The sequence below is a fragment of the Streptomyces atratus genome (genome assembly GCF_040655115.1).
Classification (GTDB): Bacteria; Actinomycetota; Actinomycetes; order Streptomycetales; family Streptomycetaceae; genus Streptomyces; species Streptomyces atratus_D.
Genome location: NZ_JBFAJH010000020.1, coordinates 1 through 13,689 on the forward strand (window position 1 = coordinate 1; position 13,689 = coordinate 13,689).

At 70.1% G+C, this 13,689-nt stretch carries 14 protein-coding genes and 2 pseudogenes; 9 read left to right on the forward strand and 7 right to left on the reverse strand.

Annotated elements, in window-relative coordinates:
• Window positions 1-271, forward strand: a 271-nt coding sequence (locus AB0I23_RS21860; RefSeq protein ID WP_359111478.1) for a DUF397 domain-containing protein, incomplete at its 5' end; no start/stop codon positions are given.
• Here the strand turns inward: AB0I23_RS21860 and AB0I23_RS21865 are convergent.
• Both AB0I23_RS21865 and AB0I23_RS21870 read right to left on the reverse strand, forming a co-directional pair.
• Window positions 261-1,100, reverse strand: coding sequence for an MOSC domain-containing protein (locus AB0I23_RS21865; protein ID WP_359111480.1), 840 nt, complete (start codon window positions 1,098-1,100; stop codon window positions 261-263). The genes AB0I23_RS21860 and AB0I23_RS21865 overlap by 11 nt on opposite strands.
• A complete protein-coding gene (locus AB0I23_RS21870) occupies window positions 1,097-1,747 on the reverse strand; it encodes a CatB-related O-acetyltransferase (RefSeq protein ID WP_436846976.1) in 651 nt (216 codons plus the stop codon). The genes AB0I23_RS21865 and AB0I23_RS21870 overlap by 4 nt, the downstream gene beginning before the upstream one ends.
• Before the next feature lie 39 nt (window positions 1,748-1,786).
• Between AB0I23_RS21870 and AB0I23_RS21875 the strand changes: the two are divergent.
• The 4 genes and pseudogenes from AB0I23_RS21875 to AB0I23_RS21890 form a co-directional block, all read left to right on the forward strand.
• Window positions 1,787-2,008, forward strand: a pseudogene (locus AB0I23_RS21875) (methyltransferase); the annotation flags it as partial.
• 63 nt (window positions 2,009-2,071) lie between these two features.
• Window positions 2,072-2,896, forward strand: a complete 825-nt coding sequence (locus tag AB0I23_RS21880) for a hypothetical protein (protein WP_359111483.1) — start codon at window positions 2,072-2,074, stop codon at window positions 2,894-2,896.
• 12 nt (window positions 2,897-2,908) lie between these two features.
• A complete protein-coding gene (locus AB0I23_RS21885) occupies window positions 2,909-3,061 on the forward strand; it encodes a hypothetical protein (protein ID WP_359111485.1) in 153 nt (50 codons plus the stop codon).
• The gene (locus AB0I23_RS21890; RefSeq protein WP_359111487.1) at window positions 3,058-3,690 is read left to right on the forward strand and encodes a histidine phosphatase family protein; all 633 of its coding nucleotides are present in this window, start codon (window positions 3,058-3,060) and stop codon (window positions 3,688-3,690) included. The genes AB0I23_RS21885 and AB0I23_RS21890 overlap by 4 nt, the downstream gene beginning before the upstream one ends.
• Here AB0I23_RS21890 and AB0I23_RS21895 read toward each other — a convergent pair.
• Both AB0I23_RS21895 and AB0I23_RS21900 read right to left on the reverse strand, forming a co-directional pair.
• Window positions 3,680-5,034 (reverse strand): annotated as a pseudogene (locus AB0I23_RS21895) (amino acid permease). The gene AB0I23_RS21890 and the pseudogene AB0I23_RS21895 sit on opposite strands and share 11 nt — an antisense overlap.
• Window positions 5,035-5,180: 146 nt before the next feature.
• The gene (locus AB0I23_RS21900) at window positions 5,181-6,578 is read right to left on the reverse strand and encodes an amino acid permease (RefSeq protein WP_359111488.1); all 1,398 of its coding nucleotides are present in this window, start codon (window positions 6,576-6,578) and stop codon (window positions 5,181-5,183) included.
• Between the two features lie 299 nt (window positions 6,579-6,877).
• Between AB0I23_RS21900 and AB0I23_RS21905 the strand changes: the two genes are divergently transcribed.
• Complete coding sequence (locus AB0I23_RS21905; RefSeq protein WP_359111490.1) at window positions 6,878-7,474, forward strand: biotin transporter BioY; 597 nt, start codon at window positions 6,878-6,880, stop codon at window positions 7,472-7,474.
• A gap of 9 nt (window positions 7,475-7,483) precedes the next feature.
• Here the strand turns inward: AB0I23_RS21905 and AB0I23_RS21910 are convergent, their stop codons facing one another.
• Both AB0I23_RS21910 and AB0I23_RS21915 read right to left on the reverse strand, forming a co-directional pair.
• Complete coding sequence (locus AB0I23_RS21910) at window positions 7,484-7,840, reverse strand: hypothetical protein (RefSeq protein WP_359111492.1); 357 nt, start codon at window positions 7,838-7,840, stop codon at window positions 7,484-7,486.
• Window positions 7,841-7,932: 92 nt separating this feature from the next.
• Window positions 7,933-9,396 (reverse strand): amino acid permease, encoded by a 1,464-nt coding sequence (locus AB0I23_RS21915; RefSeq protein ID WP_359111494.1) that lies wholly within the window; start codon window positions 9,394-9,396, stop codon window positions 7,933-7,935.
• A gap of 248 nt (window positions 9,397-9,644) precedes the next feature.
• On the opposite strand from AB0I23_RS21915, the gene AB0I23_RS21920 reads away from it, so the two are divergent.
• Window positions 9,645-10,133, forward strand: a complete 489-nt coding sequence (locus AB0I23_RS21920) for a ribose-5-phosphate isomerase (protein WP_359111497.1) — start codon at window positions 9,645-9,647, stop codon at window positions 10,131-10,133.
• Window positions 10,134-10,210: 77 nt separating this feature from the next.
• A complete protein-coding gene (locus AB0I23_RS21925; RefSeq protein WP_359111499.1) occupies window positions 10,211-11,020 on the forward strand; it encodes an Fpg/Nei family DNA glycosylase in 810 nt (269 codons plus the stop codon).
• A 137-nt stretch (window positions 11,021-11,157) separates the two neighbouring features.
• Here the strand turns inward: AB0I23_RS21925 and AB0I23_RS21930 are convergent, their stop codons facing one another.
• A complete protein-coding gene (locus AB0I23_RS21930; protein ID WP_359111501.1) occupies window positions 11,158-12,390 on the reverse strand; it encodes a GNAT family N-acetyltransferase in 1,233 nt (410 codons plus the stop codon).
• A 105-nt stretch (window positions 12,391-12,495) separates the two neighbouring features.
• Between AB0I23_RS21930 and AB0I23_RS21935 the strand changes: the two genes are divergently transcribed.
• Window positions 12,496-13,641 carry a PP2C family protein-serine/threonine phosphatase gene (locus AB0I23_RS21935; protein WP_359111503.1) on the forward strand — a complete coding sequence of 382 codons (1,146 nt, stop codon included), beginning with the start codon at window positions 12,496-12,498 and terminating at the stop codon, window positions 13,639-13,641.
• The last annotated feature ends 48 nt before the right edge of the window (window positions 13,642-13,689 follow it).

Genomic DNA, 13,689 nt, shown 5'->3' on the forward strand with positions numbered 1-13,689 from the left:
AACGGAGAACTCCGGGCGGGCAGTCGGCGATGAAACAGGAAGTCTCACGGCGCGAGCCGTAAGAATCTCCCTCCTTCAGGAGGGAGAGCGTCAAAAAGTCGTCCCCCCCACCGGAGGACAAGGCGGCGAATGCGTCGAGGTCGCCCACACCGCCGACGGTGGACGGGTCGTCCGGGACAGCGAGAACCGTGACGGCGGGCTCCAGTTCTACGCCCCCGCCGTATGGGCCGCGTTCATCGACGGGGTGAAGGCCGGGGTCTTCAGCGGCTGAGCCGGTCCGTGACCTCGACCATGTCGCCCACGCTCACCACACCCTCGCGGACCACCGCGTTCTTCGCGCCGAAGCTCACCTTGTTCTTGTACTCCGGCTCGCGCCGGTACGTCGCGAGAGTCCGGACCGGTTCCGGGCCCGCGCGGCGGCCCGTTGTCTGGTCGATGAGCGGGACGTTGCACCGCATCGCCCGTACCGAGTAGGCGAGTTCCACCGTGCCGATGGTCATCCGGCGTACCCGGTCCTCGAAGTGCGGCTCGTCGTTGCCGGTCAACACGATGTTGGCGCGGAAGCGGTTCATCGGCACCGGTTCGGCGTCGCCCCGGGCGGCGATGCGGGTGTTGAGGCCGTCCAGGGAGGCCGTCGAGGCGACCAGCACCGCGTGGGCGTCCGCGAAGTTGACCTTGCCAGGGGTCTCGCCCCAGCCGTCCCGGTCGAAGCCGGGGGCCACCCGTACCAGGCGGGACTTCGCTCCGAGCGCGTCGGAGAACCATTCCGCGACCTCGTCCCCCTGGTCGGCCGCCGTGCCGAGTGGACGGTCGAACATGCTGACCTCGCGGTGCGGGCCGTCCCGGTCGACATCCAGACGCAGCGGCTCGACGCCTTCGGCGGACAGGGCCAACACCGCTCCGTCGTCAAGGACTTCGACCCTGATCGCGGCCATCGAAGGCTGCGTACGCTGGCTGCGGAACGCGCCGTCCGCCGCGTCCACCACCATGAACGTCCGGTCGTGCGCAAGACCGGTCGCGCCGACCTGTGCCGAATCGACCGTGATCCCGGCGCAGCCCTTGACCGGGTAGTAGGTGAGTTCTCGAACGGTGATCGTCACGATGTCCCCTTCGGGGCAGCCGCTTCGAGGTCGTCGACGCTGCCGGACATGATGGTGCGGATGTGTCGGGTGAGGTGCTCGGCGGGCCAGTCCCACCAGGCGACGGCGAGAAGCCGGGCAATGGTCTCGCCGTCGTACCGGGTACGGATCAGCTTGGCCGGATTGCCTCCGACGATGCCGTAGTCGGGCACGTCACCGATGACGACCGCGCCGGCGCCGATGATCGCGCCGTGCCCGATCCGTACCCCCGGCATCACCATGGAGTTGTAGCCGAACCAGACGTCGTTGCCGACGACCGTGTCACCCCGGCCCGGCAGCCCGGTCAGCAGGTCGAAGTGCTCGGCCCAGGAGCCGCCCATGGTGGGGAAGGGGAACGTGGACGGGCCGTCCATCCGGTGGTTGGCGCCGTTCATGATGAACCGCACTCCGGTCCCCAGCGCGCAGAACTTCCCGATGACGAGCTTCTCCGGGCCGTAGTGGTACAGCACGTTGCGAGTCTCGAAAGCGGTCGCGTCGTCGGGGTCGTCGTAGTACGAGTAGTCCCCGACCACGATCAGTTCGGACTTCACCAGGGGCTTCAGCTGCACGACCCGGGGCTGGCCCGGCATCGGGTGGAGAACGGTGGGGTCGGCGGGGAGGGGGCTCATGGCGCCCATCATCGCATTCACCTCACATGAGGAAAGCCGACCCGGCCCGGCAGCCTGATCGTCGCCGACAACGTCGTGCGCGACGGCGAAGTGGTCGCCGGCGCCAGCGGCGACCCGAAGGTGCAGGGCGTACGCCGCTTCACCGAACTCGTGGCGGCCGACCCGACGTTGAGTGCGACCGCTCTGCAGACCGTCGGCAGCAAGGGGTACGACGGGCTGATGCTGGCGCTCGTCACCGGGCAGACGCCGGGGCCGCGTTGATACGATCACCCGTCCGGCGTCGGTGGCATGTCGGTGACTCGGCAATCACCTCGTGGAGAGACCATGCGACGTCCCCTCATCCCTCTTGCTGTCGCCGCCGCGCTGTTGTGCGCGGGATGCTCCGGAGACCCGGGGACGGCGCAAGACGCGGCGAAGGCTGCGAAAGCCTCCGGTTCCGGCTCGGAGACGGACCACGGGGCGGCGGTGCGGGCGGCGGTGACGGCAACGAAAAAGACCAGCGCCCGGATCGATCAGAAGATCGAGATCGGGGACGGCACCGCTTCCTACGTCATCTCGATCAAGGGCGACTTCGACTGGGCGGGCGCCAAGGGGCGCCTCGGGGTCGCGCTCCACAACGCGGCGGCTCCTCGGAAGACGTCTCCCCGCATGGAGGAGATCTTCGACGGTGACACCGTCTACTTCGGCGGATTCGCCGAGATGGCAGGTTCCTGGGGATCGATCCGCCGGGACAGGGCCGAGGCTCATTACGCGCTACGGGCACCGATGAACGACCCCGAGCACGTCTTGCGCCAGGTGGCGCAGATGCGCCGGACCTCGAAGGTCGGCGAGGAGACGGTGAACGGCACGCCCGCGGTCCATTACCGCGGCCTGCTCACCCAGGAGACGGTCACGCTGCGGATGGCGAAGGACATGCGGGCCAAGGTCGACACCATGCGGGAGGGGATCGGTGGGCTCACCGTGTTCGCGGATGCCTGGGTCGACCGGAGCGGCCGGGTCGTGCGTACCCGGCTCGACTGGCCCCTGGGAGCGGTGGGCGTCAAGGCGACGATGAATCTGGCGGAACACGGGAAGCCGGTGCGGGTGACCGTTCCGGATCCCGGCAAGGTCGTCCCCATGCCGTCCATCGGGGGCCCGCTGCCCGGCTGATCCGCGGGCCACATGGTCGGAATCCGGCAGGTCCTGCGCCCCGACCCGGCGCGCACCGCCCGCCACACGGAGCCGTACCTCAAGGTGGTGGACGAACTGGAACGGCGGGGCCGGCTGTCCGGAGCGCTCGCCACCCACGCCCGGTCCCGAACGGAGAGCCGATGACCACGAGCCCGACCACCTTGTTCCTCGCCCGGCACGGACAGACCGCGTGGCAGGCCGAGAACCGCTACGCCGGGGTCAGTGACGTAGCCCTCACCGACGAGGGGCGCCGCCAGGCCGAACAGTTGGCGCAGTGGGCGTTGCGACACCGCGTCGACGCGATCTGGACGTCGACCGTCACCCGTGCCGTCGAGACCGCCCAACCCGCCTGCTGGGCGCTTGACCTCGTACCCGGACGCGAACCCGATCTGCGGGAGTGCGACTTCGGGACGGTGGAGGGGCGCACCCTCGCCGAGTTCGCCGCCGAGGACCCGGAACGGGCGGAGGCGTTCCGGGCCGACCCGGTGATCAACGCCTTCCCCGGGGCCGAGGACCCGCGCGTGGCGGCGGCCCGGGGGGCGATGGCGCTGCGCCGGATCGCGGACGGCCTTCCGGGGCAGCGGGTCCTCGTCGTCGCGCACAGCACGCTGCTGCGGCTGGTGCTGTGCGAACTGCTGTCGATCCCGCTCGGCGCCTACCGCCGCGTCTTCCCGCAACTGCGGCCCGCGGCGGTGAGCGAGGTGCGGCTGGGGGAGGAGGGCGGTGCGCTGCTCTCCTTCAATGTGCCGTGCACACCGGACGTCAGTCCGTGACGGACCCGGCCCGTCGCTGTCGTACGACACCGATCACGACGAGTAGGGCGGTCAGCAGACCGGTCGCCAGCAGTTGGTCACGCGTTTCGGGCTGGCGCAGCATCAGCAGGAAGATGCCGGCCATGGCCAGCAGCGCCAGCACCGTCCCCACCGGGAACAGCCACATCCGCACCACCAGCTTCTCGGGCGTCTCGCGCTCCAGCCGGGTGCGCAGCACCAGCTGCGAGGCCGCGATGAAGATCCAGACGACCAGGATCACCGCGCCGATCATGTTGAGCAGCCAGGGGAAGACGTCGTCCGGCCGCCAGTAGCTGAGCAGCACGCAGAGGAAACCGAAGACGGACGAGACGAGAACCGCGTTGCGGGGCACCCCGGACGTGACCCTGCCGAGCCGCCTCGGGCCCTGGCCGCGGGCGACCAGCGAGCAGGCCATGCGCGAGGCGCCGTAGATGTTCGCGTTCATCGCGGAGAGCAGCGCGACCAGGATGACCACGTTCATGATCTCCGCGGCGCCGCTGATGCCGAGGTGGTCGAGGGTCGCGTAGAACGGGCCGACCGTGGCGACCTTCGGGTCGTCCCACGGAACGAGCGTGACGACGACCGCCATCGAACCGACGTAGAACAACGCGATCCGCCACATCGCCGTCCGCACCGCTTTCGCCACACCCCGCACCGGGTTCTCGGACTCGGCCGCCGCGATGGTGACCGTCTCCAGACCGCCGTACGCGAAGACCGAGGCCAGCAGCCCGATGATGAAGCCGTTGGAGCCGTTCGGCAGGAACCCGCCGTCACCGGTGAGGTTGGCGCCGCCGGGGGCATCCGTACCGGGCAGCACCCCGAGGATCGCCAGCACACCCAGCACCAGGAAGAGCGTGATCGCGGCGACCTTGAGGGCGGCGAACCAGAACTCGAACTCGCCGAAGTTCTTCACGGCGGCCAGGTTCGTGCCGAGGAAGACCGCCATGAACAGCGCGACCCAGGCCCACTCCGGGGTGCCGGGCAGCCAGCCCGTGACGATCTTCGCGGCGCCGATCCCTTCGAGGCCGACGGCGACACAGAGCAGCAGGAGAACGAGCCGGATGCCGGATTGGCGGCGGACATCTCGCCGAGCATGCGCATCACGAACATGACCAGCAGTCCGGAGATGGCGTAGGCGAGGACGATCGAGGGCCCGGCGGAGGCGATACCGGCGCCGGAACCGACGAACAGCCCGGCACCGATGACGCCACCGAGGGCGATCATCGACAGGTGGCGCTGCTTGAGTCCATGGGTGAGGGCGGAGTCGACCGGGGCTGCGGAGACTTCCGAGCCGGCGGTGGGGGGAGACGCGGAGGTCCGAGACATGGACGTGCTCTGTTCGGTAGGTGAGACAGTGGACGAGGCCACAGTCTCTCCACGCCTCCGCTCACAGGGAACAGCCGTCCGCTATACGGGCACCGGGCTCACACATGGTGCACATGCGCGTACGCACCAGCGACGGCTCCGCCCCGTCAGCCCCGGCGCCGCTCCCGCGCCTCCCGCGCCAGCGCCACGAGCAGCACCAGACCGGTCGCCCCCGTCGACCACAGCACCTGCGGCCGCGCCACGTCATCGGTCAGCATCAGCACGAGCACGGCCCCCAGGGCGAACAGGGTCAGCCAGGTCAGCCAGGGGAAGAACCACATCCGCAGGTTCAGGGCCTCGGGCGCCTCACGTTCGATGCGGCGACGCAGCCGCAGTTGGGACGCTGCGATCAGCCCCCACACGAACAGCAGCACCGCGCCGACCGAGTTGAGCAGATAGAGGAAGACGGAGTCGGGCCACTTCAGATTGAGGAGCACGGAGACGAAGCCGAAGGCGACCGAGGCGAGCACCGCGCGCCGCGGCACCCCGCCCTCACCGCCGCCCGACACCTTGAGCAGCCCGCGCGGCGCCTCGCCGCGCTCGGCCAGGGAGAAGATCATCCGGGACGAGCCGTAGAGATTGGCGTTCAGCGCGGAGAGCAGCGCCACGAACACCACGATGTTCATGATCTGTCCGGCCGACGGCACACCGATCGCGTCCAGGACCTTGACGTACGGGCTCAGCCCGGCCTGCTGCGCGGTCCACGGCAGTACCGTCACGATCACCAGCATCGACCCGACGTAGAAGAAGAGGATGCGCACGACCGCGCTGCGCACGGCGCGTCCCACCGCGCGCGCCGGATTGTCGGTCTCGGCCGCGGCGATGGTCACGACCTCCAGTCCGCCGAAGGCGAAGACGACGGTCAGCACACCGGACACGACCCCGGCCCAGCCGTTCGGCAGGAAACCGCCCTGACCGGTCAGGTTGGTCAGTCCTACCGGCTCGGTGTCCGGGAGCAGACCGAAAATGGCCAGCAGCCCGAGCACGAGGAAGACCACGATCGCGGCGACCTTGAGCGCGGCGAACCAGAACTCGAACTCGCCGAAGTTCTTGACCGCGGTGAGATTGGCGACGGTGAACACCACCATGAACACCAGCACCCAGGCCCACTGGTCCACCGCCGGCACCCAGCCATGGGCGATCGTCGCGGCGGCGGTCGCCTCCACGGCGAGGACCACCACCAGCAGGAACCAGTAGAGCCAGCCCACACTGAATCCGGCCCACCGGCCGAGCGCCCGCTCCGCATGGACGGAGAACGAACCGGAGGCGGGTATCGCTGCCGACATCTCGCCGAGCATCCGCATCACCAGCATCGCGAGCGTGCCCGCGATCAGATACGACACGACGATCGCCGGGCCCGCGACGGCGATCCCGGCGCCCGAACCCACGAAGAGACCGGCGCCGATCACCCCGCCCAGTCCGAGCATCGTCAGATGGCGCTGTTTCAGCCCGTGCGCCAGCGGTTCCGGCTGCCCGGGCTCCGTGGGGGGAGGGGTGTCGTGCATGGGGTGCGGATCACTCCCGGATCAATCAGCGGGTCCGGTGACTGGGGGGCGTCACGGACCCTCTTATGGGGAACCTACAGTCTCACGTTGCAAGACCCCGCCCGGCGGACAGCCCCCTCCACGGCCCCACCTCAGTGACGAGCATCACGCCGTCCCGTGATTGCTCACCGGCCTTTGTGTGAACCCCACCAAGCCGCCGAGCACCGCTTTGTGGGCGGCTGATGGTGATCGAGCGTTAACCCGTGGGCTAACGTCAGCCTCAGTCTGTCCCCACCTGCCCTCACCATCGCGGAGTCCCGATGAGCACTGCTGCCGCTGTCCCCGTCCGTACCGGAGCGGTTCTCGCCGACCTGCTGCCCGCAGCCCGGCACCGCTACGCCGTCGACACGGCCCTGGTCGTCGGCGGCGCCGCGCTCACCGGCATCGCCGCCCAGATCGCCGTCCCGGTTCCCGGCTCCCCGGTCCCCGTCACCGGACAGACCTTCGCCGCGCTCCTCGTCGGCACCGCCCTCGGCGCCCGCCGCGGCTTCCTCTCCCTGGCTGTGTACGCGCTCGTCGGCATGGCGGGCGTGCCGTGGTTCGCGGGCGGCAGCTCCGGCGCGGGTGGTGCCTCGTTCGGTTACGTCCTCGGCATGCTGCTCGCCGCCACCGTGGTCGGTGGCCTCGCCCGTCGCGGCGGCGACCGTTCGGTGCTGCGCACCGCGGGAACGATGGTGCTCGGCTCCGCGATCATCTACGCGGTCGGCGTCCCGTACCTGGCGCTTTCCACGGGTATGTCGGCGAGCGCCGCGATCGCGGCGGGCCTGGTGCCGTTCCTGCTCGGTGACGCGCTGAAGGCGGCGCTGGCGATGGGTGCGCTGCCCACCGCCTGGAAGTTCGTCGGCCGCCGGGGCTGACACCGGGGGCTACTCACCCTCGTAAACCCCTCCGAAGAGGCTCGCCGGGTCGTACTGCGACACCCACACCGGCGAGCCTCTTCCGCGTCCGCTCGTCGTGGAATCCCCCCCGGCGGCCTCGACGACCTGGCCCCGGCGCACCCCGCCTTCGGCGGCGCCGGCCAGACCGTGCCCGGTGGCCTGGACGGAGACAGGCAGCCCGCGGGCGCCGGCGAACACGACGGCGGCCCGGACCTCGTCGGCATCGGTGGCACCGACGATCAGTCCGGGCCGGAGCGTGAAACCGGTCTGGAAGCCGGCCAGTTCCTCCGCGTATCCGGGGTCGCCGGGGCTGAAGGTGAACTGGGCAGGCAACTGGTCGTTCATGGAGAGGCTCTCCGTTCGCCCGGTGAAAACTGCGGCAGGAGAGAGCCTCCCCGGTATACCTGACATCGGCCGTCAGGTATGGACGGGCTCGGTCAGGCGTCGGCGGACGCGTCCGCCGTGACCGCTCCGCGCTTGCGCTGCCGGACCTCACGTACCAGCGAGATCGCCACCACGACCGCCGCGACGAGCAGCGAGAGCAGCACCTGCTCACGGCCGCTGTCGTCGGTCAGCATGTAGACCAGCACGAACGAGATCATCGCGATGGTCGCCCAGGTCAGATACGGGAAGAGCCACATCCGTACAACCAGCTTCTCCGGCGACTCGCGCAGGATGATGCCCCGCATGCGCAGCTGGGTGAAGCAGATGACCAGCCAGACGAACAGGGCGACCGCACCGGACGAGTTCAGCAGGAACTGGAAGACGGTGTCCGGCCACTGGTAGTTGAAGAACACGGCGACGAAGCCGAAGACGACGGAGGACAGGATGGCCGCCTGCGGCACGCCGCGCTTGTTCGTCCGGGCGAACGCCTTCGGCGCGTCACCGCGGCCGCCGAGCGAGAACGCCATCCGCGAGGCCGTGTAGAGGCCGGAGTTGAGGCAGGACAGCACGGCCGTCAGCACGATGACGTCCATCACCTGGCCGGCGTGCGGGATGCCGATCGAGTTCAGTGCGGCGACATAGCTGCCGTCCTTGAGGATCGACGCGTCGTTCCACGGCAGCAGCGTCAGCACGATGAAGATCGAGCCCAGGTAGAAGACGGCGATCCGCCAGATCACGCTGTTGGTGGCCTTCTGGACGGCGCGCTGCGGGTTCTCCGACTCGCCGGCCGCCAGCGTCACGATCTCGCTGCCCATGAACGAGAAGACGACCATCAGCACACCGGTGAGGATGGCGCCCGGCCCCTTGGGGAAGAAGCCGCCGCTGTCCGTGAGATGCGCGAGCCCCGCGCCGGGGTTGTCCGAGCCGGGCAGCAGCCCGAAGACGGCGAGCAGCCCGACGACGACGAACGCGGCGATCGCCACGACCTTGATCCCGGCGAACCAGAACTCGAACTCTCCGTACGAACCGACCGAGACCAGGTTCGTCGCGGTGAGCACGACCATCACGATCAGCGCCCACGCCCACTGCGGGACGCCCGGCACCCAGCCCTCCAGGATCTTGGCACCCGCCGTGGCTTCGACGGCGAGCACCACGACCCAGAAGAACCAGTACAGCCAGCCGATCGAGAATCCGGCCCAGCGGCCGAGGGCCCGGTCGGCGTATGCGGAGAAGGAGCCCGAGCTCGGACGGGCCGCGGCCATCTCGCCGAGCATCCGCATCACGAAGACGACCATGAGGCCGACCAGGGCGTACGACAGCAGGATGGCGGGTCCCGCGGCGGCGATACCGGCGCCGGAGCCCACGAAGAGGCCGGCGCCGATCACCCCGCCGATGGCGATCATCGAGAGGTGACGATTCTTGAGACCGGCCTGGAGCCCGTCGGAGGAGCCCGGCTTGTCCGCCCGGTCCGGCTCGCCGGGCTGGTGGCCCGGCCCTGCCAGAGTCGTCTGCGTCATGGATCGAATCCTTACGTTCTGGATCACTCAGTTCCGCGGCTGTGCCGCTGCACGGTGGTGTGGCGGCGGAGTCTCAGCATTGAAGCCTGCGGAACACCGGAAGCGGAACCCCCTCTTCCGGATCGTTGACCGGATCGTTGAGTGGGATTTCCCACACGCCCCGCACAAGGGCTCCGCGGCTCCGGCCGGACCGGAGGGTCCCGACCCCGATGACGGCTACCCCGCGCCGCGCGTGCCACACTCGGAACATGCGCGTGTACCTCGGCTCAGACCATGCCGGCTTCGAACTCAAGAACCACCTCGTCGAGTGGCTCACGGCCCAAGGCCACGAAGCCGTCGACTGTGGGCCCCACATCTACGACGCCCAGGACGACTACCCGCCGTTCTGCCTCCGCGCCGCCGAGAAGACGGCCGCGGACGCGGACAGCCTCGGCATCGTGATCGGCGGCTCCGGCAACGGCGAGCAGATCGCCGCCAACAAGGTGAAGGGCGTACGCGCCGCACTCGCCTGGAGCGAGCAGACCGCCGCGCTCGGCCGCGAGCACAACAACGCCAACGTGGTGGCCATCGGTGGCCGGATGCACACGGTGGAGGAGTCGACGAAGTTCGTCGAGATCTTCCTCGCCACGCCGTACTCCGGTGAGGAGCGTCACACCCGTCGCATTGAGATGCTGACGGCGTACGAGACGACGGGCGAGCTTCCCCCGATCCCCGCCCACCACCCGCAGCAGGGCTGACCGCCCCACATCCCCCGTGCCGCCGGCCCGCCCGGCGGCACAGCCATGTCCCCATCCGACCGAGGAGAGCCACCGCCGTGCCCGAGGGACACACGATCCACCGTCTGGCCGCGGACCATCGCGACCGGTTCGCGGGCGGGCCGGTGCGGGTGACCAGCCCGCAGGGCAGGTTCTCGCAGAGCGCGGCGCTCCTCGACGGCCGTGGGTTCACCGGTGTTGACGCGCACGGCAAGCACCTGTTCCTCGGCTTCGAGGACGCCGGCTGGGTCCACATCCACCTGGGCCTGTTCGGCAAGCTCCACTTCGGCACGGCACCGGTGCCTCCGCCCACCGACACGGTCCGCCTGCGCCTGGCCAACGACGACCACCACGCGGATCTGCGCGGCCCGACCACCTGCGCCCTGATCACGGAACCCGAGAAGCGCGCGATACACGACCGGCTGGGCCCGGACCCGCTACGGACCGACGAGGACGGCGAACGCGCCTGGCAGCGGATCTCGCGCAGCCGCATGACCGTGGCCGCCCTGCTGATGGACCAGAAGGTCATCGCGGGCGTCGGCAACGTCTACCGCGCCGAGGTCCTCTTCCGGCACGGCATCGACCCGTACCGGCCGGGCAAGGACCTCACCCGTGCCCAGTGGGACGCGATGTGGGCCGACCTGGTGATGCTGATGCGCGAGGGAGTGCGGAACAACCGCATCGACACGGTCCGCCCCGAGCACCTTCCCGAGGCGATGGGCCGCCCACCGCGGGTGGACGACCACGGGGGCGAGGTGTACGTGTACCGCCGGACGCACCAGCCGTGCCACATCTGCGGCACGGAGGTCCGCACGGCGGACCTGGCGGCCCGCAACCTCTTCTGGTGTCCCACCTGCCAGCCCCGCTAGCGCACCCTTGTGCCCTCCGTCGCCGGACGTGCTCATTGTCCCGATCGCACGCGCCCTTCGGGGCCGCGCGTCTCCTTCGAGCCCGTCCGGCGTTCGAGGACGAAGCGGTCGCGGGGCGTGCCCGGCGACACTTCCGGCTAGAACCCCCGCGGCAGCCAGGGTTCCACCGCCGACGAGAACGCCAGCGAGGCCTCGTCGACCGCCCCCGCCCGCAACTCCTGTACCCGGCCCGCCCGTGCCAGCGAGACCACCGATGTGCCGCCCAGGTAGGCCGCCCCCAACTCTCGCACCGAGAGCGCCAGATCCGCGGGGTCGTCCGTCCGCTTGCACGACGCACCGCCCTTCGCGTCGGCCGTCAGCCGCCAACGCCCCTCGTTCCAGGGGCAGAACGCGTCCGTCACGTCGAACACCACATCCACCGGCGCCCGGTACGCCCGCGCCTCCAGCGCCGCGCCCAGGTCCACCAGCCGTACGTACAGCGAGTCGCGCACCTTGATGTTGCACCGCCGCACGTCCGAGACGAGATGCAGTACGGCATCGTCGACCGGCCGGTTCCGCGCCTCGACCGTCGATGTCAGGTCGATCTCGAAGAGGAACCGCCAGAGCGCCGCGTACGCCGACGGGTCGAGGGCCGACACATCGTCCGCCACGATCCGGCCCTTGGGGCCCGCCGCGTCCCAGTCCGGCTTGTTGCGGAAGGTCGCGTAGCCGACCACCCCACCGTCCCGTTCCGCCAGCACGCACTGCAGTGGCGACGCCCCCTGCCGTGCGCTCTCCGGGTCGAGCACCGCCTTCCGCTCCCAGCCGGGACCGTGCGCCGGGGCACCCGGCCGCCCGGCCACCAGCTGCTCGTACACGCCCTCGATCGTGGTGAGCGCCTCGTCGGGCTTCGCGTACCGCAGGCGGATCCCGTCCGTGCCGTCCGGCACCGTCAGTCGTACCCGGTCCGTGTCGATCTCCAGGGACATCTGCTTCGTGGCCGCCCCGTACCCGAACCGGCCGTAGATCGCGGGCTCCGAAGCCGTCAGCACCGCGAGCGGTTCACCCAGTGCCCGCACGTCGTCGAGCTGGCGCCGCATCATCGAGGTCAACAGTCCGCGCCTGCGGTGCGTGGCCGCGACGCTCACCATCGTCACCCCTGCCGCAGGCACCAGCGCTCCGCCCGGCACGGCCAGCCGGAAGCTGAACGCACCCGCCGTACCGACCACGTCCGAGCCGTCCCAGATGCCGATCGACCGCTCGTGCTCGGTCAGCGCGTCCCAGAGTTCGCGTTCCTCCGGGGACTCGGCGACTCCGCCGAAGGCGAGTTCCAGACTCCCGAACCATTGGTTCCATTCGGACGGACGCAACACCCGCAACTCTGTAGTCATATGCCATGCCTACCAGGGGTACGGCAGATGGTCGACCCGATTTCGAACGCATTGTCACAGGGGTCCCCCTGCACCGGAGGCGCCCGGGTGGATAAGGTCCCCGCAATGGCCCGTCGCGCAGGAGCAGACTCGTACCCGGCCCGATTGCGGAAATCGGCGCACCGGGCACGCATCGCGCTGCGCAAATCCGGGGTCGACTACTTCCGCGGCGACGGCTCCGACTGGATCGCTCTGGTCGGCCTGCTGATCACCATCCCGGCGATCACCTACGGCACGCTGCTGAACGCGGTGTGGTGTGCCCCGGCCGCGCTCGTGCTGCCGATCGTCGCGGGCGGTCTGCTGCTGCGGCCGGCCAGTCTGCTGGGGTTGTACGCGACCGCTGCCGCGGCGCTGATCGTGGAGTCGATCGCGCTCGGCCCGTACGGACAGGGGCCGGCCCGGGTGACCCCGGGCACCGTCCTGGTGGTCGCGGCCTGCGGCTTCTTCGGCCTGATCCTCGCCCAGTTCCGGGCCAGGGTCGGCGTGCCGTGGCGGCGCGGCGGCACCATGCTCTTCGACCTGCGCGAACGCATCCGGGTGCAGAGCGCCCTGCCGCGCCTGCCGCAGGGCTGGCACCGGGAGATGGCGCTGCGCCCGGCGGGCGGCCAGTCGTTCTCCGGCGACTTCGTCGTCGCGGCCCGCACCAACGGCGGCCGCACCCTGGAGGTCGTCCTCACCGATGTGTCGGGCAAGGGCATGGACGCGGGGTCCCGCGCCCTGCTGCTGTCCGGTGCCTTCGGCGGTCTCCTCGGCTCACTGCCGCCGCACGGTTTCCTGCCCGCGGCCAACGGCTATCTGCTCCGCCAGGACTGGGACGAAGGCTTCGCCACCTCGATCCACCTGGTGCTGGACCTCGAATCGGGTGACTACGAGCTCCTCTCCGCGGGCCACCCGCCCGCCCTCCAGCTGCACGCGGGAAGCGGCCACTGGGAGGAGAAGGTCGCGGAGGGCCCGCTGCTCGGGGTGTACGACGGGGCGCAGTTCGACGCGGTGAAGGGCTCGCTGGCCCCTGGTGACGTCCTGATGCTGTTCACGGACGGCCTGGTGGAGGCGTCCGACCGGGACATCGCGGACGGTATCGACCGGCTGACCGGAGAGGCGGACCGCTATGTCGTCACCGGCTTCGAGGGCGCGGCCTGGCATCTGATCGAGGCGTGCGCGAAGGACGTCAACGACGACCGGGCACTGCTGCTCCTGTCCCGCCAACCCTGAACCATACGTAACCGCCCCGAACCGGGCCTCCGTCAACGGGCGTCGGTC